This window comes from Stenotrophomonas sp. TD3, from assembly GCF_001939825.1.
GTDB lineage: Bacteria > Pseudomonadota > Gammaproteobacteria > Xanthomonadales > Xanthomonadaceae > Stenotrophomonas.
Genome location: NZ_MOYM01000001.1, coordinates 674,507 through 697,708, shown reverse-complemented (window position 1 = coordinate 697,708; position 23,202 = coordinate 674,507). Strand labels below are relative to the sequence as shown.

Here is a 23,202-nt window from a genome sequence, read left to right as displayed (position 1 = left end):
GGGGCAAGTACTGCCCCAGGGGGTGGAAGAAAACCGCTCAGTCCGGCTCGAACTGCCGGGTGTGCGGGTTGAAGTGAAGCGGCTCGTCCGCCGAAGTGATCGGCGTGAAGCCTTCCAGGTAGATGTTGTTGAGGTACTGGTCGCGGTAGGTCAGTGCCTGCCGTGCCTGGTCCTCGGTGAGGCCGTTGTCGATGAAGTACGCCAGCATTTCCTCGTCGGAGGACACTTCGTCGTTGGACAAACTCCCTTCAACGAGTGCCAGCAACGAGGGCGGAAGCGTTGCCAGGATCGGGTCCATGTCGGTTCCTCCTGGCTCAGGCCATCGACGCCGCGGCGGATGCCGCGGATGCCGTGGGTGTGCGCCGCCGGGCGTGGTAGGCGCGAACGCCTGCACGCCAGTCGGCGGACTGCTCCGGTGCGAGGTCCAGATAGGACAGCGGGCACGTGTAGTAGTACGGGTGCATGGACTCGTCCAAGGACTTGTAGCCCCACTGGCCGCCGCTTCGTTCAAGCAGATCGCAGCGGATGTAGCGCAGGGACTGGCCCGGTGCGAGATCACGATGCACGCCTTCGACCTTGGCGGTCACTTCGGCGACGGACCACAGCACGTTGCCGCGCAGGGTGTGAGCGATGACCTTGACGCTGGCGCGCTCGGTCTCTTGCGGTGCGATCAGTTCCGCGATCAGTTCGGACCGCGATTGGTTTGAGAAATACCAGCCCATGAGAGGCCTCCTCGAAAAGTTGAGCTGAAGGCCTCCCCGTGGGGAAGAACCCCCAGCGGGTGATGGAATGCCGCATCTGCGGCGAAGGAACCTATGCGTCGCCCTCAATCCCAGTCGTCATCGTCTCGATCACAACCGGCCGGGCAGTAGCCGAACTCGATCCCGTGCGAGCAATAGCCATGCTCCGCATTCCAGTCCTGGGTTTCCTGCCGTTCGGCAGGTGTTGCGTAGTCCCATTCCTGGGCCGCGATTTCGAGAGCCTGAGCACGTTGCTCATCCGGCAAACGATTGGCCTGTGCGTCGATCGCCGAACTGAAGAGCGTCACGTAGTGGTCGTAGGACAAGCCGCAACCGCGCTGGGCGTGTGCGGCGGCCGCTTTGCAAAGGTCCCGCCACGCGGGTTCATCCAGCGTTGAACGCGGGGTATCGCAAGCGATGGTGGACATGATGGAGACCTCCAGAAAATGGCCAGGGCCTCCCCCGCATGGGAAAGGAACCCCGGCGGGTGGATGAAGAACACCGCGCATGCGGCGTCTGCGATCACGCAGGTTTTGGTTCGGCCTGGCGGCTCCACTCCTGCGTCTTGAAGTCCAGCGCGTAGCCCAGCTCGCCCAGGCGGGCGATCTGCGCGCGCAGGGTGCGGCGGTCGATGGTCGAATCCAGTTTCACGGACTCGCCCAGCGGCCACAGCAGGCCGAAGAGCGCGGCGTCACCGTCTTCGGTGCTGCCGGGGGCAGCGGCCGTAGCAGGCGGTGGCGCATCCACGCCGAAGGGCGTGGTATCGACCAGCGGGTCCGCGGACGCCTGCACGGGTGCGGGCTTGGCGGGCCTGGACGCTTTGGTGGGCTTGGCCGGCGTTGCCGCAGGCTGCGCCCCTTGCTCTTCATCGAGCGGATCGACGTCCTGGGTGGCGAAGCTGCGGGCTTCGTCGCGGCTGAGTTTGTCGATGCCGTTGAGCGTCATGCCGTCGAGGCTGGCACGGATCTCGAACCGCATGCCGCCGCCGACCGGATAGGACTTCGGGAAGATGTACCTGATGATGAATTCCCCGTCGTACTTGCCTTCGGGGTACTGCTCCAGCTCCGGGTCTTTGACCTCGAAAGTACCGAGGTGCGTCGCGAGGCGGCCAACCGTGAACGGGCCGTTCTTGCCGCGGATGGTACGCAGCGTGAGCTGGCCGGGGACGACGATGGGCGCAACAGATTTCTCGGAAGCCGATGGGGTTGCCATGATGGTTCTCCTGATGATGAATGACGGGCCGCCGACGGCACCCGGTGGATGAGAGGAAATGGCCTCGCCCGAGGTGGGCGAGGTCCGCGTGGCATCACGCCTTGAGCTGGCGCATGCCTTCGGCCAGCAGCCACAACGCCCGGTTCAGGCGCAGGTTCTGGTCGATGCCTTGCACCGGACGGGTGCGCTGATTGCGGCCGTTGGCCGTGCGTCCGTTCAGGCCCCCTTTGACTAGGTTCTCCTGGACGCGGTTGAAGACGGCCCACAGGTCGTTCTTGCGGTCGTCCCATCGCCGAGGGGCCAGCAGTTGGCTCTCGGTGACAGGCGTGGACTTGGCCGGATCGTCGTACTTGAGTGCGAGCGCAGAGTTCGCAAAGACCTCCGCTTCGCCCTCATCGAGGGTGATGGTGCGCATCGCATCGCGCGCGTTCTGCACGCGCTCGAAACCTTCGAGGACTCCGTAGGCACCTTCGATCACCTGGCTGGCCACGTCGCCCTTGTGGGGAACGCGGATGTCTGCGGTGGTGTCACCGCAAACCAGGCCGTTGTGGCAGACGAACCGGAACATGCCGGCGAGCATCTGATAGCTGCTCGTGCCGTCATGGCTGTTGAGCAGGATGATCTCGTTCGCCTCGTCGCCGTTGATCTGGCTTGCATGGCGAAGTCGGATGAGGTGCTTCGTGTACTCGCGCCGGTCTTCGTTGCGCACGCGCGTCTGACACACCATGAAGGGCTCGAAGCCCTCCTGGCGCAGCTTGGTCAGCACGGTCGAGGTCGGTATGTAGGCATACCGATCGGACCGGCTCCCATGTGGAGCGTCGGCGAAGATCGACGGAACGACGGCACGAATGCGGTCGTCCGAGAGTGGGCGATCAGAGCGCAGGATCGGGGATTGCGGAGCAAAGCGGGATACCAGAGACATGGCTGATCTCCTTTGAGAAATTCGACAACCGCGTGGCCGTGAGACCACGCGGAACTCGGGGGATGAAATGCGCAAGCACGCGTCCTGGGGACGCGGCGTACGTGGGGAGGAAAAGCGACAAGGCCCCGTGAGAGGCCGTGCCGGATCAGAACGAAGCAGCCAATGCCGGCTCCTGCTCCTGGACTTGCGCCTCGGGCTCGCGCTCGGCGGGCTCGGTGGCCGTGTCGATGGCATCGTCGGCTTCGGACGCGGATGCGTCTTCGGCCGGCGGCGCCTCGGCTTGCGCCTGGCTCGTCGGATAGACCTGGGTGCCGTCGATCTTGATGAGACCGATGTGGACCAGCGTCGATTCCAGGCTGGCGGCCGGTTCCCCGGCGTGCTCACCCTTGGTGCGGATGTACGGATCGATCTTCATGTCGTTCAGACGGAAGGCGATCAGCACCTTGCGGTCACCCTCGACGGCCTGAACGCACCGGCGAACCAGGTGCTCGGCTTCCGGGGTGGCGACGATGGTGTCGAAGTACCGATACTCCGGTTCATCGACAGGCCCGGCCAGTGCCGCGACGGTGCAAGAGAGGAACGAGTCGCCAGCTTTTGGGGTGACGTCCTTCACACGATTGAGATAGCCGATGCCGCGGGTGATCAACTCGTGCTGCTCGATCGAAGCCAGTTCGGCCCGGTCGATCAGTTCGGCCTTGAGCAGTCGCGCCTTGAGGGACGCGGCGGCCTGACCCTTCTGCTCACCCTTGTCGCGGATGTACACATCGCCCCACAGGTCACCGAGGCGAAAGCGCACCAGCGGGCGCTGCTTGGGATCGTCAACGCCGATGTAGCGCTGAACGAGCTTCTTGGCCTCGGCACCCGAGACCTTGACGTCGAAGTAGCGGTAGCTGGGGTCCCGGGCGGGGCCGACCAGCGCGGCGATGGTGCATGCCAGGAAAGGCTGCGCACGGCGGCCGCCCCGGACGGGCACTTCACGGACACGCTGGATGTAGCCGATGCCCGAGGTGTGGAGGTCGAAATACGATTTCTCGTTGGACGTGGTGTTCATGGTGAATCTCCATTGGGATGAAGCGGAGACACACCGGCCCACGCATGCGGGGAAGGTGCGTGACCCCGCGGTGGGTTGATAAGGCGAAAGCATCCGCCACCAGAGGCTGGTGGTCGCTCGCGGAAGGATGCGGTGCGAGCTGGCTCGGTCACGCAGTGGGAACTGCGCCGCAACCTCGAAGACCGATGGTTGCCTGGCATGTCGCTGACGACGTCAGCAGGCATGGGGCCAGCATGGCGGGGCCTCGCGCGCGCGGCAGCAATCAATCGGCACCCGGGCGCTTCCCTTTGTCCGCGCCACCCGGCGCCTGTCACAGGCACTTGGCGCCGCGCAGGTGCTCGGGGGTATCGGCGCGCGGACGGCCGGGACGGCTCCAGGCGCCGCCACCGCGCGCGCCGATCAGCCGCCAGCCGGCGGCGCGCAGGCTGGCGCCACCTTCGTCGGGCATGGTGTAGGTGAGCAGGCGTATGTAGCCCAGCGCCCTTGCCGCCTGCCAGGCCGCGCCGTAGAGCTTGCTGCAGGCGCTGGGTGTGCCGTCGGTGCACAGCCGCGTGACTTCCAGCGTCCAGGTGCCGCGCGACCGGGCGGCCGACAATGGCCACGCCGTGGATCAGGTCGCTGTCGCTCAGCGTGACGGCCAGGGCGAACTTCGCGCCCTGGACCGGGCGGTGGTGGCGATGGTGCGACAGAACGAATGCATTGGCCGTGCGCAGCGACACCGGTAGGAGGTGCAGCCTCGGCGAGGTCGATGGCGTGTTCATGCGGTTGTCTCCGGTGGCATGCCGGCGTTGTGGCCGGCGGGGCGTGCCTCGGCGGCTGGAGACAAACGCGCACGCGCGGCGATGGCGGCGGTGCGAACAAAAGAAGGCCCCCGATGCGGGGGCTGCGAGGCGGTTGCCGCGTCAGGCGGGAGGCACCACTGCTAAGGACAGGTGCGTGGCGGTGGCGGAAAGCACGAGATCGTCCGCCGAGTGCTGGAGGCGCGTGAACAGGCCGTCCTTCGGGTCGAAATACTCCGCGAAGTCATCGCCGCCCAGCTCGCGGCCGGCGAGGTGCCACCAGTCATCGAACGGGTCGGTGTCCGGGTTGCATCCGACGGCGTAGGCGAGCAGTGCCTGGCGCCCATCCGGGCGACGCTCCCCACGCTCGGCGAGGAAGTACACGCCCTGATCCTTGACCAGGACAATGCGGCACTGATTGGGGACGTCTCAGAAAACGGAAAAAATCGTACGCTAAGCCGGTTGCAGCGGTCGTAGCGGCCTGAACTTGCCCGCGCCGATCTTGGCGCTGCTGCGCCAGAGGTAATCGCCGGTCAGGTTGATGTGCTCCCAGCCCAGCGGCGACAGGTACTGCAACAGGGCGTCATCGACAGTCTGGCCGTGACCGCGTAAGGCGTTTGAGGCCCGTTCCAGATAGACCGTGTTCCACAACACTATGGCCGCCGTCACCAGGTTGAGGCCGCTGGCCCGGTAGCGCTGCTGCTCGAAACTGCGGTCGCGGATTTCGCCCAGCCGGTTGAAGAACACGGCGCGGGCTAGCGCGTTGCGGGCTTCGCCCTTGTTCAGTCCGGCATGCACGCGGCGGCGCAGCTCGACGCTTTGCAGCCAGTCCAGGATGAACAGCGTTCGCTCGATGCGGCCCAGCTCGCGCAGCGCCACGGCCAGGCCGTTCTGGCGCGGGTAGCTGCCGAGTTTCCTGAGCATCAGCGAGGCCGTCACCGTGCCCTGCTTGATCGAGGTGGCCAGCCGCACCTTGGCGTTGATCGCCTTGCCGGACGCCTGGAACTGCTGCTGATGCTTGTGCTTGGCAGCGTTGAACAGCTTGCCCAGGATGCGGTCGTGCAGGTCGATGATTTCGTCGGTGACGGTGGCCATGCCCTCGATGGCGAGCGCACCAGGGTCGCGTAGCGGCGCTGTGCCTCGAACTTGGCCAGATCGGCGGGCGTCATCTGGCCGCCTTCGCGGGCGATCTTGAGCAGGCGGTTCTGGTGCACCGACCGCTCGATGCCGGAAGGCAGGTCGAGCGCCTGCCAGGCTTTGAGGCGCTCGATGTGTTCGAGTATGTGGCGCGAGTTCGGCTTGACGGGCGACTGGCGCAGCCAGGCCAGCCAGGTCGTCTTGCCGTTGTCGTGGCGCTTGAGCAGATCGTCGAGGCGGTGCCGGTGGGTGGCCGACAGGGGATCGGACAAGGCCGCGTAGATGCGGCGGTTGGCGCGGCTGTAGGCGTTCATCGAACACCTCCCTTTTCCTCATCCGGCGCAACAGGACAGTTGCTTCACGTCCTTGTTGAAGGTCTGCGCCGCGAGCTTCAGTCCCTCGACCATGGTCAGGTAGGGGAACAACTGGTCGGCCAGCTCCTGCACGGTCATCCGGTGGCGGATCGCCAGCGCGGCCGTCTGGATCAGTTCGCCCGCTTCCGGCGCGACCGCCTGTACGCCGATCAGCCGCCCTGAGCCAGCTTCCGCCACCAGCTTGATGAAGCCGCGCGTGTCGAAGTTGGCGAGCGCCCTCGGCACGTTGTCGAGCGTCAGCAGCCGGCTGTCGGTCTCGATGCCGTCGTGGTGCGCTTCCGCCTCGCTGTAGCCCACGGTCGCCACCTGCGGATCGGTGAACACCACCGCCGGCATCGCCGTCAGGTCCAGCGCCGCGTCGCCGCCGGTCATGTTGATCGCGGCGCGCGTGCCGGCCGCCGCCGCCACATAGACGAACTGCGGCTGGTCGGTGCAGTCGCCGGCAGCAAAGATGTGCGGTGCGCTCGTGCGCATGGCGCGGTCGATGACGATGGCTCCCTGCGCATTGACTTCGACGCCTGCCGCTTCAAGGTTCAGGCTGCGCGTGTTCGGCGCGCGACCGGTGGCGACCAGCAGCTTGTCGGCGCGCACTTCCCCCTGCCCGGTGGTGAGCACGAATTCCCCGCCCGCATAGGCAACGTGGCTCGCCTGGGTGTGGTCCAGCACCTCGATGCCCTCGGCGCGGAAGGCGTCTGTTACGGCTTCCCCGATGGCCGGGTCTTCTCGGAAGAACAGCGTGCTGCGCGCCAGGATCGTGACCTGGCTGCCCAGCCGGGCGAAGGCTTGCGCCAACTCGACCGCCACCACGGAGGAACCAATCACGGCCAGCCGCTCGGGGAGCGAGCTGCTTTCCAGCGCCTCGGTGGAGGTCCAGTGGGGTGTGTCCGCAAGGCCCGGGATTGGCGGAAGCGCCGGGCTCGCGCCGGTGGCAATCAGGCAGCGGTCGAAGTTCACCTCGTGCGTGCCGCCGTCAGCGGTCGCCACGGTCAGCGTGCGCGTGTCCCTGAACCGGGCCTCGCCGCGCAGCACGGTGATGGCCGGAGTGCTTGCCAGGATGCCTTCGTACTTGGCATGGCGCAGCTCCTCGACGCGGCCTTGTTGCTGGGCCAGCAGCCGCTCGCGCAGTACAGCGGGCGCTGCGGCCGGCAGGCCAGCATCGAACGGGCTTTCGCGGCGCAGGTGGACGATGTGCGCGGCGCGGATCATGATCTTGGACGGCACGCAGCCGACATTGACGCAGGTGCCGCCGATGGTGCCGCGCTCGATCAGCGTGACGCGGGCGCCTTGCTCCACGGCCTTCAAGGCAGCCGCCATCGCCGCGCCGCCGCTGCCTATCACAGCCACGTGCAGCGCTTGTTCACCGCCAACATGCTTCGTTTCGCCACCGAGCCAGCCCAGCGCCTTGTCTAGCAGGCCGGCAGGCTTGTTCGGCGTGTCGGTAAGCCGTGCGCGATAGCCGAGCGTGGCCACTGCGGCAACCAGCGGGGCCACGCTCACGCCTGCATCCGCCTCGATTTCGGCCTGCCGCTGCGGATAGGACACCGAGGCCGCGCGCACGCCGGGCACGTTCGTCAAAGCCTGCTGGACGTGCTCGGCGCACGACGTGCAGGTCATGCCTTCGATGTGGAGGGTGATCGCCTCGGCCATGATTACGCCCTCACTGCTTGACGCTGGACGGGTAACCCGCGTTTGCGGTGGCCTTGGTCAAGGCGTCGGCATTGGTCTTGGCCTCGTCGAAGGTGACGACGGCCTCCCGCTTCTCGAAGCTGACTTCGGCCTTCTCGACGCCGGCGACCTTGGACAGAGCCGTCTTGACCGTGATCGGGCACGCGGCGCAGGTCATGCCGGGCACCGACAGGGTGACGGTCTTGGTGGCAGCCCAGGCGGGCGCGCTTAGAGCGGCGGCCAGGGCGATGAGGGTGGTGAGGGTGGTGAGTTTCTTCATGGTGATCTCCTTTCAGTAGAACAGCGGCAGGACGTAGGGAAACGCGAGGGCAACCAGAACCAGGGCGGCCACGATCCAGAAGATCACCTTGTAGGCAGTCCGCACTTGGGGCACGGCGCAAACGTCGCCGGGCTTGCAGGCATGGGCTGGTCGGAAGATGCTGCGCCAGGCGAAGAACAGCGCGATGAGCGCTGCGCCGATGAAGATCGGCCGATACGGCTCCAGCACGGTCAGGTTGCCGATCCACGCGCCAGAGAAGCCGAGCGCGACCAGGACAAGGGGGCCGAGGCAGCAGGCCGAGGCGAGGACGGCCGCGACGCCGCCGGTCGCCAGTGCGCCGCAGCCGTTCTTGGGTTCCGACATAAGGTTCTCCTTCCGGGACTTCGCTTGATGCTGTAACGTTACTTCCGTAGTCAACTACGGAGTCAAGCGCCATGGAGAACGCTCAAGAGAATCTGACCATCGGGGCCTTCGCCAAGGCAGCCCGGGTCAACGTGGAGACGATCCGCTTCTATCAGCTCAAGGGCTTGCTACCCCAGCCGGAGCGGCCCTACGGTCGCATCCGCCGCTACGGGCAGGCGGACGTGGCGCGGGTGAAGTTCGTGAAGTCAGCCCAGCGCCTGGGATTCAGCCTGGATGAAGTCGGCCAGCTCCTGAAACTGGAGGACGGCACCCATTGCAGCGAGGCGGCCGAACTGGCTGCTCACCGGCTGGCCGATGTGCGCGCACGCATGGCGGACCTCACGCGGATGGAAGAGGCCCTGTCGACGCTAGTGAGAGAGTGCAACGCGCACCATGGCAATGTTTCCTGCCCGTTGATCGCAGCTTTGCATTGCTGCTAAAGGGCCCACTTCGGCTCTTAGCGTACGATTTTTTTCCGTTTTCTGAGACGACCCCTGATTGGCGATGGCTTCGGTCAGCACGGGGCGCAGGTCAGCGCCTTTGAATCGCAGTGACATGGATGAAATCTCCTGTGTGGAAGAATGAGAAAGGCCTCCATCCGATGGGATGAAGGGCCTGTAGTGCACGCGGCCGGAACGGCTGGAACGCCGTGGCGGATGCCTCGGGTCAGCCGCAGGACCGCCCGGTTTCGCTGCGGGGCGTCATGCCGGGACGGCCTGGCGCTTGCGGGCCGCTTTCGCGTCGAGGATGCTCACGTCGATCTGGCGCCAGCGCCCGTCGTCGATGAGCCTCTCCAGCACTTCGCCGAGCATGTCGAAATACACCTCGTCGTGCCGATCGACCAGTTCGACCGATTCACCGTTCTGACGGTGCAGTTCCACCACGTAGGTGTCTCCGCCGCGGTCGTAGAGGATCGTCACCCGGCCCTCGAACTTCGCGGTCGAGACCGTGAAGCTGATCGCCGGCGGGGTCTCGATGATCTTGGAGGGCGTGGGATCGACCCAGGTGAAGTCGCGGGCACCGGCATCCACCAGCATGTGGGTGATGCGCCGGAAGCGATCGGGGGCCGGCATCTCCTCCAACTGCTCGATGAGCTGGCCCAACTCCATGCACTGCGGCGTGGGAATGGGCAGCTTGGCCGGCGCCGAGCCGAGGATGTGCCTCGTGATGGTGTACGGCGTGCCGTCCGAAGTCTCCTCGGTGATGACCTCCGGCGTGTCCGCGCGCAGTCCGTCGAAGCGACGACGGGCATAGGGTTGGACATGCACCTTGGCGCCTTCGGCAGGAACCGTGGTCACCAGGCTGGGATCGAGCACCGCGAACTCGGAAGGCTTGAGCTTGACGACGATGGCATCGTCGGTCGCGGCGACCACCTTGCCGTCGAAGGGTTGGGGGTCGATGGCGAAGCCCAGCGTTGAGGACAGCGGCTGATCATCGAACACGCGGTACTTGAACGACCGCACGTTGCGGGGCACATGGCCTGCGACCAGCGAAGGCATCATGGATTTGATGAGGGAACGATCCATGGGGAAACTCCTTGAGGAAAAACAAGGGATTCCCCGCCCGCAAGGGAGAGGTCCCTTGTGGGTGGCGTGGATGGACGCGGTAGGTCCGTAGGAAGAAACGACCAGCACGGTTTCCCGCGCTTGCAGCCTCGAAGGTCTCGACTGCCTGGGCATGTGCCGGCAACGCCGACGAACATGGGGCAAGCATGGCCCTGGGGCGGTCTGCCTGCCCGCAGGAAACGGCACCGCACCACAACCGTTTTCCTGTGCTGCGGGCAAGAAAAAGCCCCTCGAAAGGGGCTGGAGGAATCAGGCTTGGTACACGAAGTAGTGCTCGCGCTGACGCGGAAAGAACACGTGTTTCCACGTGTCGCCGCTTGTGTTGCCACCGTCGAAGACGACCATTTCGTAGTCGTCCACGTCGGTGTCCACCAGGTCGGCGCTGGCGATATGGCGCATGTGCAGCGTGCCGCTCATGCGCTCGAATACCAGGATCTGGCCGATGGCATCTTCCTGGCTCATGGCGTTGACGCAGGCTCCGAGTTGGTGCTCGAAGTCGGATGCGGGTGTGATGAGGTCGGGGAACATGGGATCGCTCCTGTGAAAGTGCGCCGGCCCGGCTCTCTGGCGGGAGACCGGGCCGGCATGCGGTGAGGACAAGGAAGGCCGGGGATGTGTGTGGCAGCTATTCGCCGGCCAGCGATAGGCCCGGCAACACGGGTGCGTCGGCATCGAGGATGAGGATGCGCACGTCGGCCTGGCCGGCCAGTTCAAGGATCTGTGCCAGCTCGTCCGGCATGCCCTTGCTGCGGTGCTCCTGCCGAAGCTGCTCGGCGGCGATCCCCTCGACGTCCTGCAGGTGCTGGTCCGTCCAGGGCGTGGAGATCAGCTTGACGCCGATCGCCGGGCTGTAGGGAATCCGGAACGCGATGAACAAAAAGGCCTCCGGCGTCGCGAGGTCAGCCAGGTTGGCCAGGTACTGGCCGGTTTCGCGGCTGATGTGCGCGCTGCTGATTTCCCAGCACCGGCTGTAGTAGCCGGTCTCGAAGCTCAACCGCTGCACGACTTCCCGTGCGGCCTCGGCCGAATAGGTGTCGCCAATGTGGACGGGGCGGCCGTCGAAGTCGTCGCCGTGGATCGCGTACACCACGGCACCCACCATGCCTTCGCCGCTGCCCCCTTCAGCCGCGTCGCATTCGGCGATCAGTGCGGCGCCGACAGGTTCGGTGCCAGTCCTGACCACCGCGAAGTCGCTGGTGATGATGCAAGGAGAAGAAACCAGCGCCGCGTCGCAGAGGTGCTGCTGGCTCGGGTGGATGTTTCGCCAAACATGCGGGCTTCCGTCCTCGTAGCTGATGGACAGCGTGCGGACGATTTTCAGATTCCAGTAGCCGCGTAGAAAGGGATTGGGATTCTGGGACATGGGATTTCTCCAACAGAATAATGATGGAGCAAATCCCCGCCACCGGGAATTGACCCCGGTGGGTGGAAAGAAAGGAAACAGCGTCAGGTGACGCTGATCGTTGGCGTTTGGGCCAATCGCTCGGCGACGCGCCGGCGCAAATTCATGCGGAATGGCTCGTCGCTGACGCCCGCCAGCAGATTGATGGTCTCCAGCGCGATCAGTGCCGAAGCCTCTTCGATGTCGGCGGCCACAATGGTCTTGCGCAATTGGTCGCCGAGCTGGAGGGCCTGGGAGGAGGAGCTGATGAAGCGGACCTCGCGGCTCAGGTAGCAGCCGTTGCCGCCGAACTCGAACAGCCGCGGCTTGCTGCAGTACCAGCAGCCCTCGAACTGGATGGCGGTCAGGTGGTGCCCGTCATCGAACCGGGTGGCGATCAGAAACAATGCGTCGAGATCGGCGGTGTCCTCGAACGAATGACGGTCGATCAAGTTCCCCAGCTCTTCGTCCTCATCGGCACGGAAGTGCACGGCGAGCAGTTCGAGCAGCGGCGGGATCGACAGCCCTTCGTCGTCCGGCATCGGAATACCGAGTTGCGTGGCCAGGTCTTCCAGGCCATCGAGCACGTCCGGCCATTGCGGATTGGTGGTCTCGGCGATCTGGGCGATGTAGGCCTGCCCGTTGCCGGGGTGGCTCTCGTCCAGCGCGAAGGCGCCGAACAGCGCCTGGATGACGGGCGTCACACGGTCGAGCACGAGAACGCCGGTGGCTTCGTAGTAGTTGTTGGCCATGAAGGCTCCTTTCGATGAATGAACGGAGCCAGCCCTTGCGGACGATGGCATCCGCAGGGGAAACCGCCTGATGCCGGATGGCGCTGGGCGGGGAGAAAACGCGAGGGACATGGCCTCGAACGAGGCGCATGTCCCTCATGGGGTCCCGTGAACGCAGTGATGAAGGTGTGCCAGGGACCGGCTCACCAACCGCTGTAGTTCAGCAGCAGGTCGGCGATCACCTGGCGACGTTGCAGATCGAGACCATCGAAGTCCGACAGTCCTTGGAAGTGGCAGCGCTTGAGCATGGCACCGCCCTCGCGCGCGTTGTAGAAGCTGAACATGGCGGACAGGAACATGCGTTCCCCGCTGCTCAGGACGCCGAGTGCGTCGTTGGCACGCAGCATGTCGGGACGCAGATCCCACTTGCTCTTTGCCTGGTTCAGGCCTTCGCGCGTGCCGTCGCCAAACCATTGCGGGCCTGCGATCTCGACGCCGCGCTTCCAGACCTCGAAGAAGGCTTGGGGCGCGGCGGCGAAATGCTGCTCTTCCCGCATGATCTGATCGACGACTTCCTGGGGCAAAAGCTGGTTCATGACGTGGTTCCTCCAGTTGGATCAGGGTGTGGCGAGCTGGGACCAGCCGCCTCTTTCGAGGGCACGTTGAGCCGCGGCATAGCTGCGGAAGTACTGGCAGGATTCCCGCGAAACGGGACCTTCTGTATCGCGCGTGCCGATGTAGTGGCCGGCGGCGCTATGCAGGATTTCGAGCGGCAGGAACTTGCCGCAATGGATCAAGGCCAACTGGCCGAAAGAGGCTTGCTGGGACATGGACGGGCTCCTTGGAAAAAGCGGGGCCTCGTCCCTCACGGGATGGCAGCTCCCGCACGCGGTTGAGAAAAAAGCATCGGCGTCACGGGTGACGCGCGTCCGCAGACTCGATGCGATGGCGGACTGGCGGGTAGCGCGGAAAGAATCCGCGGCAGCCTGGAAACTCTGGCTGCTGGCATGGTGCTGACGAATCAGCGACACATGCGGGCAGCTTCATGCGCGAGGCGAGCCGCGTCAGCCGGAAATCGGCATTTGCAACAGCCCCGATTGGCGAACGCGGAAAAAAGAAAGCCCCGCAATAAGTGCGGGGCTGTCAGGAGGATGAGGCGAAACTGGGTCAGCGAGGCCTGTCGCCCAGTACATGCTGCTTCCACAGGGCGAATGCCTCGTCCGGTCCCAGCTCTGCGAGGATGACGATGGGCTGGCCCCGACGGGCACGCAGCGATGCGAAATACGCTGGCCGGTCGGCGATGGCGTTGAGCTTGATGCCCTTTAGGAACAGCAACTGGCGGGGGCGAACTTTGGTGGTAACGCAGGCATGATTGCGCTTGTTTGGGGCAAAAGGGCCAGCGAAGCGGGCGGACACGGCCAGAAAACCGCGACGAACTACTTGTACTTGCCAGGCGAGGCGAACGGGTGACATCAGCATATCGCTATGCGGTAAAGAAGACCGTCCTAAAGCTTGCAGGATCCCGGCATAGCTTCATCATCACCTCTCCGTGACGGCTCATTGGAACGAAAAAGGCCAGCATCGCCGTGATGGACTTTCATAATTGCCAGGTCAACTGGCTTGCGTGCTGTTTATTCACAGCAAGGCATTGCGACGTCGTTGCAGCAATCGCCGCCATCGCAACAGGGCGTTGCAGCAAAAGCGGCGGTGGGCGCTAGCATGAGGGCCAAGCCGCGGCCGCTCATGCTGGGGGCCGTTCTCTTCAGATTGGTGTCCTGCACCGTGTGCATTGCGAATTTCCGGATCGTCCCAATGTCACTGGGACTCCTTTGTGGCGGCCGGGTTCTCCACGCTCATGAACGACTGGGCCACCAGCGCGATCGCCCCGCCCACGATGGCCATGTCAGCGATGTTGAAGGCGGGCCAGTGCCAGCCGTGCAGGTGAAAGTCGATGTAGTCGATAACGTGCCCGCGCGTGGCGCGGTCGAACGCGTTGCCCAATGCGCCGCCCAGAATGAGGCTGTACGAAAGGCCTTCCGTTTTGCGCAGCGGCCGGGAGAGCAGCCATGCGAGCCATGCCGATATTGCGAACGCGATCGCCAGAAAAAACCACCGCTGCCAGCCGCCCGCGCCAGCAAGGAAGCTGAACGCCGCGCCGGGATTGAGAGCGTGAACTAGGTTGAAGAATGACGCCACCTCGTGCGACCAACCCAAGGGAGTTGTCGCGTCAATGTAGCTCTTAGCTGCCTGATCGCCGGCGAATATAACGATCGCGAGTGAGTACCACTGCGTCTTGCGAAGAGATGGTTCATCCATTGTTCATGCCGCCTTGAACTTCAGGAGGCGCAGCCCATTGACGACAACCAAAAGACTTGCCCCCATGTCAGCGAACACAGCCATCCACATGGTGGCATGCCCTGTGAACGTCAACGCAAGGAACACCGCCTTGATGCCAAGGGCCAGAACGATGTTCTGCGTGAGGATCGCCGCAGTGCTACGCGACAGCCGGATGAAGGCGGGGATCTTGCGCAGGTCGTCGTCCATCAGGGCGACGTCGGCTGTTTCGATCGCGGTGTCGGTGCCGGCCGCGCCCATGGCGAAGCCGATGTCGGCACGGGCGAGCGCGGGCGAATCGTTGATGCCGTCGCCCACCATGCCCACCTGGCCCTCGCCGCCGACCAGGCTTTCGATGGTCTTGAGCTTGTCTTCGGGCAGTTGGTCACCACGGGCTTCAGAGATTCCGACCTGGGCAGCGATGGCCGCGGCCGTGTGCTGGTTGTCCCCCGTCAGCATCAGCGTGCGCACACCCAGCGCCTGCAGGTCGGCCACCGCCTCACGGCTGGTTTCCTTCACGGTGTCGGCCACTGCAAAAATGCCGAGCACGGTCGCATCGTCCATCAGCAGGATCGCTGTCTTGCCTTGGCGCTCCAGGGTCTCCAGCCGAGCCTGGAGCGTCGCTTCGCTCAGGCCCAGCTCCTGGGCGAGCCTGTGGTTGCCCATGTGCAACATGCGCCCGGCGACGCGGCCGCGCACGCCGCGGCCAGGCAGCGCCGCGAAGTCGTCGACCTCGTGCAGCGCGATGCCGTCACGGTTCGCCTTGCGGGCGATGGCCTGAGACACAGGATGGTCCGAGCGTGCCGCGAGGCTTGCGGCCCAGGCGGCAACTTCCTGCGCCTCGTCGATCAGCGGCACGAAGTCGGTCTGCTCGGGCTTGCCATGTGTGAGTGTGCCGGTCTTGTCCAGGGCCAACGCCTTGAGCTTGCGCCCGCCCTCCAGGTAGACGCCACCCTTGATCAGGATGCCGCGTCGGGCGGCAGCGGCCAAGCCGCTGACGATGGTGACCGGCGTGGAGATGACCAGAGCGCAGGGGCAGGCGATCACCAGCAGTACCAGGGCCTTGTAGACCCAGTCAAACCATGCGCCGCCGAAGGCGAGCGGCGGCACGACGGCAACCAGCACGGACACCGCGAACACCGCCGGCGTGTAGACGCGGGCGAACTGGTCGACGAAGCGCTGCGTGGGCGCACGGCTGCCCTGCGCGGACTCCACGGCATGGATGATGCGCGCGAGCGTCGAGTCGCTGGCGCCTGCGGTCACCTTGTATTCGAAAGAGCCGGTCTCATTGATGGTTCCGGCGAAGACCTGGTCACCTTCGGCCTTCTCGACGGGCAGGCTCTCGCCGGTGATGGGCGCCTGGTTGATGGCCGATCGACCCGAGGTGATCAGGCCGTCCAGTGCGATGCGCTCGCCAGGACGCACGCGGACCACCGCGCCCTTTGCGACCTCCTTGGCCGGCAGCTCTGTCCATGAGCCATCGGCCTGCCGCACGGTCGCGGTCTCGGGCGCCAAGTCCATCAGCCCCCGAATGGCGTTGCGGGCGCGGTCCAGCGACTTCGCCTCGATCACTTCCGCCAACGCGAACAGGAACATGACCATGGCGGCCTCCGGCCAGTGGCCGATCGCCATGCCGCCGGTGACCGCGATGGCCATCAGGGCGTTCATGTTCAGGTTGAGGTTCTTCAGCGCGATCCAGCCCTTCTTGTAGGTGCTGAGGCCGCCGGTGAAGATCGAAACCAGTGCCAGCACGATCACGGCCCAATGATTGCCGTCGTTGACCCAGTACACGCCTTCGGCGGCCACCGCCGCAACGCCCGAAACCGCCATCGGCCACCAATTGGTCTTGTGCGCGGCCACCGGGGCATCGCGCGGCTCATCAGTCCTCTGGACCTCGGCTTCCATGCCCAGCGATTCGATGGCTTCGACTGCCGGCTTGATCGCGTCGGGTGTGTGCCGAACCGTGAGCGTGCGCTGCATCAGGTTGAAATCCATTCCCTGCACGCCCGGCATGCCTTGCAGCTTGCCGCGGATCAGACTTTCCTCGGTCGGACAGTCCATCTTCGCGATGCGAAGTACCGTGGTGGCTGTCTGCATGTCCTGCCGCGCAGCCTGCATTCCAATGGAAGCAAGCGCCTTCTCGATCGGCGCTGAGGTCGCCAGCGTGTGCTGGACTCCCAGCACACGCTGCATCAGATTGAAGTCGAGCGCGGTCACACCCGGCAGCTTGCCCAGCCGGTCGCGGATCAGCGCTTCTTCCGTCGGGCAATCCATGTTCTCGATCCGGTACGTCACCCGCTCGCCGATCGGCGGCGTGGAAACGGCAGCGGTTGGTTGCTGCTGCAGGGCCGAGGATGGGATCACAGCCGCGGCTTCGATCGGCCCCGTGTGGCCGAAGGTCTGCTCCTTGGCGCGCATGCCGATCGAGGCCAGGACCTGCTCCATCTGCGCGCGTGCCTGAGCGAGGTGTTTCACCGACAGGGTGCGCTCAGCGAGGTCGAAGTCGAGGTCCTGAATTCCCTCGACTGCCCCGAGGTGCGAGCGGATGAGTTTCTCCTCGCTCGGGCAGTCCATGTTCTCGATGCGGTAGGTGGTCGACACGGCGGCGTCTCGGACAGCCTGAGCCTTCATGCCCACCGAATTCAGCGCTTGCTCCAAGGCATCGGCCGAGACTTCGCGGTGCGAAATGGTCAACAAACGCTGCGGAAGATCGAACAGGAGCCGCTCGACACCGGGCATGCCCTCCAGCGTTCGCCGCACCAGTGCTTCCTCATTGCGGCAATCCATGTTGCTCACGTGGAAAACGGTGGTTTCAGTGCTGGCCTGCTCACTGGCGCACGCCGTCTGTTGGCCATTGCCGCCGGAGCAGGCGCATGGGCTGGAAGGTTCTTTGTTCATAGATCGCTCTTCATTGACAAGGTTTTCCCCGGATGCCATCATTAGAAAACCTCTAGTAGATATAGAGTCAAGTTTTTTATAGGAAGCAACCATGATGCGGATCGGTGAACTGGGCAAGAAGGCAGATTGCTTGGTGCAGACCGTGCGCTTTTACGAGTCAGAAGGCTTGCTGCCCGAGCCTGCACGTAGCGAGGGCAACTTCAGGCTCTATGACGAAGTCCATTTGCAGCGCTTGCTGTTCATCCGCCGCTGCCGGGCGAAGGACATGACGCTGGATGAGATCCGTCAACTGCTGAACTTACGGGATCGGCCAGAGTTGGGCTGCGGCGAGGTGAACGCGCTGGTCGACGCTCATATCGCGCAAGTGCGGACCAAGATGAAGGAATTGCGCGCCTTGGAGCGCGAGTTAATGGATCTGCGACGCTCCTGCGATAGCGCCCGAACCTCGCGCGAGTGCGGCATTCTCAACAGCTTGGCCGAGCCCGCCTGAAGCTCGAGCGTGTCATCGGTGCTGGAAGTGATCGGGTCCAGTTCTGAGAGCCACGTGCCGCGCTCCATCATGCGAAAGCGCGCGATTCTGACGTTTTGAGACGGCGTGCGACCGAGGGCGTGGCCCACAGGAGCCAGCGCGAGCCGGACGACCTGCGCGCCGCAATCTCCGCCACCTTACGGGTTCTCCAGGCCAGACCGAGCATCGCGGCGTGGCTGCGCAGGTGCAGGTGCAGGCCAAGGTAGCAGTGCGCCACGACGCGGCCCGACTCATGGGCACGCCACGCAACTCGCGATCGCTTCGCAAGAAGCCGCAAGGCCCGACTCGCGCAAGAATGCGACGTGGGCAAGATCGTATAGCCAGCAGCGCAAGCGTTTGCCGCTGCTGGCCGGCTCCGGAAGGGATAGACAAGCTGCGGGCCGTAGTCCATTGGAAAGTCCATCTTTCTTGAGTGTCACTCTTTGGCGCCCAGCGTGTGCTTTTGCGACCGGAAAGCGCTGAACAAGTGGCCCCCGGGCATCCAGAAATCGCCGTAGTTGACTTGGGCGTCTTCGTGCTCACGCTTGTGATGCCAGCGATGGGCTTCAGCCACCCCGATCAACAATCCCAACGGCCCGACCCGGTATCCCAGATTGGAGTGCTGGAAGGCCAGATGCACGACCAAGAAGCCGAGCCATGCGCCGACGGCCAACCACAGCTTGGAACGCCGCTACTGGCTCAACGGGGAGTGGAAAGGCCGCCCGCCCTCTAGCAAGGCGGCACAAGCGAGCGCGACGATCACTGTGAGTAGCTCCGTCGGAAAAGACGGCCGGCCGGTCGCGAGCTCGCCGAAGAGCACAACCGCAGTGGCGCCACGGATCAGTGGATAGCAGCCATACCGGATGACAGTCGCAATGAAGGGGGCGCATTGGTGCTCATCTGTTCTGTCCTAAAGCTCTGACTGGATTGGAAAACCTTCTAGCTACGGTAGAGTCAAGGGCGTCCGGGAAGACCCTGTGGCAAGTTCGTTGCATCTGCGCCTTGACTCTCCAGCCGCTACAGGCTTCAGCATCCATCGATTTGGAAGGAACAATGCATGGCTGAAAACCACAGAAATCACGAAAACGACGAGTTGGGCCGCCTAGATGCGAGCGATGCGAAGGACCGAAAGATTCTTCTGACTGTGTTGCTGATCAACCTGACGCAGTCCGCCGCCGGCATTGCCCTTGGCATCTGGGCTGGCTCTACGGCGCTGATGGGCGCCGGGTTGGACAACCTCGCCGATGCGTCGGTCTATGCGGTTAGCCTGTATGCCGTCGGTCGTGCGGCAACGGTCAAGGTGGGCGCGGCCCGCTTGTCGGGTTTCTTGCTAATCGGCCTGGCCGCGCTGCTGCTGTTGGAAGTCCTACGCCGCTTCGCTGGAGGGGAAGAGCCTGTCGGCCCAGCCATGATGGCCATGGCCGCGCTGAACGCGGCTTTGAACCTAGTGTGCCTCAGACTACTGCGCCGCCATCGCGGGGAAGATGTGAACTTCAAGGCGTCAGCGATCTTTACCAGCAACGACTCCATCGTCAATGGTGCGATTGTGCTGTCCGGGGTGCTGGTGATGGGGTTCGGGTCGAACATCCCGGATCTGGTGCTGGGCGTCATCGTGGCCGCAATCGCAGCGAATGGGGGGCGGGAAATCCTGCGCGAAGCATCGGAAACAGCTCGCCGTAAGGCGGGCACATAAGGCATGTTTTCGCCCAGTTCATCCCGAGGTTTACCTCTGCAAAAGAGGTAGTCCAGCCTTTGGGCTACGGCCTCGGCTGCAGCCGAGCGTACCATTGGCGATGGCCGCGCGATAGGCGGGCATGCCGTTCTCGACCTCCGTCTGCCGTACAGCAGCGGTGCGCAAGGTTGAGGGTGCATGTCGTCTCTCCTGTTCGTGTGGCCCAGGCCAATGGCCGGGCCGGGACGTTGATGGGCAGGAGAATGGCGCCGAAGGCCCAACGGCCTTCGGCTCGGGAGAAAAGAGGAACCACCCGTGGGCTGATTGGCAGGCCCGGTCGTCGCTAGAACCGTCTGCTCATCAAGCAATCACACCCGGCCCATGTCGTGGCTGGGGCCGGCATCGTCTGGCGCACATCCGCGCACAAAGGGAGCCCGTTTTTGCACCGGCGGGCACCGGCACCGATTACCGCTGACCACGAAGGGTCTCCCGGTGGCTCGTGCAGCCTGGCAAGCCACCGGGAGACCCTTCGCAGAGGGCGGAAGAAACGCAGATCAACAGAACGCGCGTGGCGCGGCTCGCAGAGAAGCTACCTTCAGGTCCCGCGGCCGGGGACGGCTGGGCGGGACGCGCACACGGATCAAGAAGGCGTTGCGCGCTGGGCGTCCCGCAGGGCATGCGGCGGAGTGCGGGACAGGGGCCACGCCGCCGAAGGCGGGCACGGCTCACGGGGAACGGGGGCGGTCAGGAGCCTTTGCGGCCGCTACGGCGCGGGCGCGAGGCGCCGCGCTTGGAGCTGCCGGATTCGACTGGCAGCGTGCCTTTGCAGTCCGGGTAGCGGCTGCACGACCAGAACGGGCCGCTCTTGCCGCTGCGCTGGCGCGTGGGTGCGCCGCACTGCGGGCATGCCGGCCCTTGGGGAACCTTGATGGACAGGGAGGCGCTGCCGTACTGCGCAATCAACTGCGAAATCCACGCGGCCTGCTTGCCGATGAACACGTCCAGGGTGAGCTGTCCGGCCTCGATCATGTCGAGCGCCTGTTCCCAGACGGCGGTGGTGCCAGGGTCGGCAATCGCCGCAGGCACGGCATCGATCAAAGTGAAAGCCGCATCCGAGGCGCGGATGGCGCGCCCCTTCTTCACGAGGTAGCCGCGAGCGATCAGGCCGCCGATGATGTTGGCCCGCGTCGCTTCGGTGCCGATGCCAACCGTATCCTTGAGCTTCTGCTTCAGGCGGGGATCGGACACCAGCTTGGCGACGCCTTTCATGGACTTGACCAACTCGCCTTGCGTGTACGGTTTGGGCGGCAGCGTCTTGAGTGCCTTGAGATCGACGTCGGCCACCTGGCATGCCAGGCCCTCATACAGTTTCGGCAGCGCGGGCAGCACCTGGGCGCGGACCGCAGTATCGCCCTCGCCATCACCGTCTTCGGCCTGCGGCTCGGCGAGCACCTGGCGCCAACCCGGGATGACAACCTGCTTGCCCGTGGCCGCCAGGTTCTGCCCCCCGCACGAAAACTTGGCCACAGTGCGGTCGAACTCGTGGTGAGGGAGGAACTGCGCCAGGTAATGCGACCGGATGAGCCTGTACACGGCCAGTTCCTTCTCGCTCATGGCGGAGAGCTTCGCCGGTTCGAGCGTCGGGATGATGCCGTGGTGCGCCGTGACCTTGCCATCGTTCCAGGCGCGCGAGCGCTGCGAGCGGTCGAGCTGGCCCATGATCGAGCGCAGCGAGGGATCGGTCTTGAGCAGGCTGTCGAGAACGGTGGGCACTTCGGCAAACATGCTCTCGGGCAGGTAGCCGGAGTCCGAGCGGGGGTACGTCGTGGCCTTGTGCGTCTCGTACAGGGCTTGGGCAATCTCCAAGGTTTCCTGCACGTCCAGCCCAAGCTGCTTGGAACACACTTCCTGCAAGGTGCCCAGGTCGAACGGCAGCGGCGGGCCTTCGCGGACACGCTCAGTCTCCACCGACACGACGTGGGCACTGCCCGCAGCGCGGATCTGCTGCATGGTCTGCTGTGCGACCGGCTGCCGCAGGCAGCGGCCTGCGTCGTCGGTGCACGCATCGGGTGGAACCCATTGCGCGGCGAAAGTCGAACCGCCTGCGAACAGGGACACGGCGATGGCCCAGTATGGTACGGACACGAAGCGCGCGATCTCGCGGTCGCGGTCCACAACGAGCTTGAGCGTCGGGGTCTGTACGCGGCCGACCGACAGCACGCCGTCGTAACCCGCCTGTCGCCCCAGCACCGTGAACAGCCGGCTCAGGTTCATGCCCACGAGCCAATCCGCACGGGAGCGCGCCAGCGCCGAGTGGTACATCGAAAGCGTCTCGGCCGAAGGCCGCAGCTTGCCCAGTGCCGCCCGAATGGACGCATCGTTGAGCGCCGACAGCCACAGGCGTTCGATGGGGCCGCGGTAGCCGCAAAGCTCCACGATCTCGCGGGCGATCAATTCGCCCTCGCGGTCGGCATCGGTGGCGATAACCAGGTGAGTCGCCTTCGCCAAGAGCGCCTTGACGACCTTGAATTGCGTGGCGGTCTTCGGTTTGACCTCGACCCGCCAGTGCTGGGGAATGATGGGCAACTGCTCAACGGACCATCGTTTGAGCTGCTCGTCGTAGGCCTCGGGCGGCGCCGCCTCCACGAGATGGCCGATGCACCAGGTGACCGTGACGCCGGAACCGTTGAGGCAGCCTTCACCGCGCTGCGTGGCGCCGAGAATCCGGCCAATGTCTTTGCCCTGGGAGGGCTTCTCGCACAAGAACAGCCGCATATCCGTCCATCCCGATTCCTGTTGTTCATGGAGTTGCTGGGATCGAGGATGCCGAGCGCAGCCCCTGGCAGCAGCAAACAAGCCGCATGCGGCAGCGACCGCTTTCACGCCGATGAAATGGCGAGTGCGGGGAAGGTGCGTGGCCGGAAGTGTGCGGGCCGAGAGCCGCGATTTCCGGGAGCGCGCGTGGAACTCGGTGGACGTTGGTGGAGCTATCCCCTGGGGATAATTCGCAGCGCATGGAGGGCGGCGAAGCACTGCGGCAGCCGCCCTCCATGCCCGATCACTTCCTGCGCTTGGTCTCTTTCGGCGCCGTCGATTCCTGGGTGGCCTGGGGCTTCGGCTCTGCCTCCTGTGGCTTCGGGCTGAGGGCCACAGACTCGATGCGGTACGGCAGGATGCCGACACTGCGCGCGTTGACCTGCCAAGTCTCACGCGGCTGATCTTCGTTGTCCGTCCAGTGGTCGCGCTCCATGCGGCCGACGACCAGCACCCGCATGCCCTTCTGGTAGAGCTGCTGCCAGCGGTCGGCGTCGTGGTGCCAGAGTTCCACCGGCGCCCAGAAGCCGCCGCGGTCCTCGAACTCGCCGCCCTTGGTGGGGACGGGGTTGTCGAAGTACACGTTCAGCCGGAGCAACCGGCGAGGATCGTCGTTGCCATTGGGGAATTCGCGGTACTCGGGAGGCGATCCGATGTTGCCCTCGCCGATGAATTGTGTGCTCATGTTGGAATCTCCGTGGTGGTTGAAATACCCGTGCCTCGTTGGGCTCGGGCGC

General features: G+C 64.8%; 24 protein-coding genes and 3 pseudogenes. 3 read left to right on the top strand and 24 right to left on the bottom strand.

Annotated elements, in window-relative coordinates:
- Nucleotides 1-37 precede the first annotated feature (37 nt).
- The 12 genes and pseudogenes from BKE09_RS03310 to merT form a co-directional block, all read right to left on the bottom strand.
- A complete protein-coding gene (locus tag BKE09_RS03310; RefSeq protein ID WP_003090124.1) occupies nt 38-298 on the bottom strand; it encodes a hypothetical protein in 261 nt (86 codons plus the stop codon).
- A 16-nt stretch (nt 299-314) separates the two neighbouring features.
- A complete protein-coding gene (locus tag BKE09_RS03305) occupies nt 315-722 on the bottom strand; it encodes a hypothetical protein (RefSeq protein WP_003116821.1) in 408 nt (135 codons plus the stop codon).
- Nucleotides 723-826: 104 nt separating this feature from the next.
- Complete coding sequence (locus BKE09_RS03300; RefSeq protein ID WP_003116822.1) at nt 827-1,168, bottom strand: hypothetical protein; 342 nt, start codon at nt 1,166-1,168, stop codon at nt 827-829.
- Nucleotides 1,169-1,262: 94 nt separating this feature from the next.
- Nucleotides 1,263-1,952 (bottom strand): DUF3275 family protein, encoded by a 690-nt coding sequence (locus BKE09_RS03295; protein ID WP_003116823.1) that lies wholly within the window; start codon nt 1,950-1,952, stop codon nt 1,263-1,265.
- Between the two features lie 94 nt (nt 1,953-2,046).
- The gene (locus BKE09_RS03290; RefSeq protein ID WP_013391792.1) at nt 2,047-2,874 is read right to left on the bottom strand and encodes a DUF932 domain-containing protein; all 828 of its coding nucleotides are present in this window, start codon (nt 2,872-2,874) and stop codon (nt 2,047-2,049) included.
- A 145-nt stretch (nt 2,875-3,019) separates the two neighbouring features.
- Nucleotides 3,020-3,925 (bottom strand): DUF3577 domain-containing protein, encoded by a 906-nt coding sequence (locus BKE09_RS03285; protein ID WP_003116825.1) that lies wholly within the window; start codon nt 3,923-3,925, stop codon nt 3,020-3,022.
- Nucleotides 3,926-4,235: 310 nt separating this feature from the next.
- Nucleotides 4,236-4,686 (bottom strand): annotated as a pseudogene (locus BKE09_RS23880) (XF1762 family protein).
- Between the two features lie 141 nt (nt 4,687-4,827).
- Nucleotides 4,828-5,112 carry a DUF3085 domain-containing protein gene (locus tag BKE09_RS03275; protein ID WP_031629745.1) on the bottom strand — a complete coding sequence of 95 codons (285 nt, stop codon included), beginning with the start codon at nt 5,110-5,112 and terminating at the stop codon, nt 4,828-4,830.
- 45 nt (nt 5,113-5,157) lie between these two features.
- Nucleotides 5,158-6,149 (bottom strand): annotated as a pseudogene (locus BKE09_RS23055) (Tn3 family transposase); the annotation flags it as partial.
- Between the two features lie 24 nt (nt 6,150-6,173).
- Nucleotides 6,174-7,862: a mercury(II) reductase gene (merA, locus tag BKE09_RS03265; protein ID WP_003098932.1), complete on the bottom strand. Its 1,689-nt coding sequence runs from the start codon at nt 7,860-7,862 to the stop codon at nt 6,174-6,176.
- A 10-nt stretch (nt 7,863-7,872) separates the two neighbouring features.
- Entirely contained in the window at nt 7,873-8,160 is a 288-nt protein-coding gene (gene merP / locus BKE09_RS03260) for a mercury resistance system periplasmic binding protein MerP (protein ID WP_003116826.1), read from the bottom strand.
- Nucleotides 8,161-8,172: 12 nt separating this feature from the next.
- On the bottom strand, nt 8,173-8,523 hold the full coding sequence (gene merT, locus BKE09_RS03255) for a mercuric ion transporter MerT (RefSeq protein WP_003116827.1): 351 nt from the start codon (nt 8,521-8,523) through the stop codon (nt 8,173-8,175).
- 71 nt (nt 8,524-8,594) lie between these two features.
- On the opposite strand from merT, the gene merR reads away from it, so the two are divergent.
- Nucleotides 8,595-9,002: an Hg(II)-responsive transcriptional regulator gene (gene merR, locus BKE09_RS03250; protein ID WP_003098939.1), complete on the top strand. Its 408-nt coding sequence runs from the start codon at nt 8,595-8,597 to the stop codon at nt 9,000-9,002.
- Nucleotides 9,003-9,263: 261 nt separating this feature from the next.
- On the opposite strand, the gene BKE09_RS03240 is transcribed toward merR, so the two are convergent.
- From BKE09_RS03240 to BKE09_RS03200, 9 genes and pseudogenes are all read right to left on the bottom strand, one after another.
- Nucleotides 9,264-10,088, bottom strand: coding sequence for a hypothetical protein (locus BKE09_RS03240; RefSeq protein ID WP_003098941.1), 825 nt, complete (start codon nt 10,086-10,088; stop codon nt 9,264-9,266).
- 288 nt (nt 10,089-10,376) lie between these two features.
- A complete protein-coding gene (locus BKE09_RS03235) occupies nt 10,377-10,655 on the bottom strand; it encodes a hypothetical protein (RefSeq protein ID WP_003116828.1) in 279 nt (92 codons plus the stop codon).
- A gap of 97 nt (nt 10,656-10,752) precedes the next feature.
- Nucleotides 10,753-11,490, bottom strand: a complete 738-nt coding sequence (locus tag BKE09_RS03230; RefSeq protein WP_003116829.1) for a hypothetical protein — start codon at nt 11,488-11,490, stop codon at nt 10,753-10,755.
- Between the two features lie 83 nt (nt 11,491-11,573).
- Complete coding sequence (locus tag BKE09_RS03225; RefSeq protein WP_003116830.1) at nt 11,574-12,260, bottom strand: hypothetical protein; 687 nt, start codon at nt 12,258-12,260, stop codon at nt 11,574-11,576.
- Nucleotides 12,261-12,442: 182 nt separating this feature from the next.
- Entirely contained in the window at nt 12,443-12,835 is a 393-nt protein-coding gene (locus BKE09_RS03220) for a hypothetical protein (RefSeq protein WP_003116832.1), read from the bottom strand.
- Between the two features lie 21 nt (nt 12,836-12,856).
- Complete coding sequence (locus BKE09_RS03215) at nt 12,857-13,069, bottom strand: hypothetical protein (RefSeq protein ID WP_003116833.1); 213 nt, start codon at nt 13,067-13,069, stop codon at nt 12,857-12,859.
- Nucleotides 13,070-13,406: 337 nt separating this feature from the next.
- Nucleotides 13,407-13,589: pseudogene (locus BKE09_RS23875) on the bottom strand (hypothetical protein); the annotation flags it as partial.
- Nucleotides 13,590-14,054: 465 nt separating this feature from the next.
- Nucleotides 14,055-14,555: a signal peptidase II gene (lspA, locus tag BKE09_RS03205; protein ID WP_003098955.1), complete on the bottom strand. Its 501-nt coding sequence runs from the start codon at nt 14,553-14,555 to the stop codon at nt 14,055-14,057.
- 3 nt (nt 14,556-14,558) lie between these two features.
- Entirely contained in the window at nt 14,559-17,471 is a 2,913-nt protein-coding gene (locus BKE09_RS03200) for a heavy metal translocating P-type ATPase (RefSeq protein ID WP_170871723.1), read from the bottom strand.
- A gap of 91 nt (nt 17,472-17,562) precedes the next feature.
- Here BKE09_RS03200 and cadR point away from each other — a divergent pair, with 91 nt between their 5' ends.
- Nucleotides 17,563-17,961, top strand: coding sequence for a Cd(II)/Pb(II)-responsive transcriptional regulator (gene cadR, locus BKE09_RS03195; RefSeq protein ID WP_003098965.1), 399 nt, complete (start codon nt 17,563-17,565; stop codon nt 17,959-17,961).
- A 454-nt stretch (nt 17,962-18,415) separates the two neighbouring features.
- Here the strand turns inward: cadR and BKE09_RS23595 are convergent, their stop codons facing one another.
- Nucleotides 18,416-18,652, bottom strand: coding sequence for a hypothetical protein (locus BKE09_RS23595; protein ID WP_003098970.1), 237 nt, complete (start codon nt 18,650-18,652; stop codon nt 18,416-18,418).
- Nucleotides 18,653-19,036: 384 nt separating this feature from the next.
- Here BKE09_RS23595 and BKE09_RS03180 point away from each other — a divergent pair, with 384 nt between their 5' ends.
- Nucleotides 19,037-19,672 carry a cation transporter gene (locus BKE09_RS03180; RefSeq protein ID WP_003098972.1) on the top strand — a complete coding sequence of 212 codons (636 nt, stop codon included), beginning with the start codon at nt 19,037-19,039 and terminating at the stop codon, nt 19,670-19,672.
- Nucleotides 19,673-20,395: 723 nt separating this feature from the next.
- Here BKE09_RS03180 and BKE09_RS03175 read toward each other — a convergent pair.
- The gene (locus BKE09_RS03175; protein ID WP_003116834.1) at nt 20,396-22,426 is read right to left on the bottom strand and encodes a DNA topoisomerase III; all 2,031 of its coding nucleotides are present in this window, start codon (nt 22,424-22,426) and stop codon (nt 20,396-20,398) included.
- A 283-nt stretch (nt 22,427-22,709) separates the two neighbouring features.
- The gene (locus BKE09_RS03170; RefSeq protein WP_075674836.1) at nt 22,710-23,150 is read right to left on the bottom strand and encodes a single-stranded DNA-binding protein; all 441 of its coding nucleotides are present in this window, start codon (nt 23,148-23,150) and stop codon (nt 22,710-22,712) included.
- Nucleotides 23,151-23,202 lie beyond the last annotated feature (52 nt).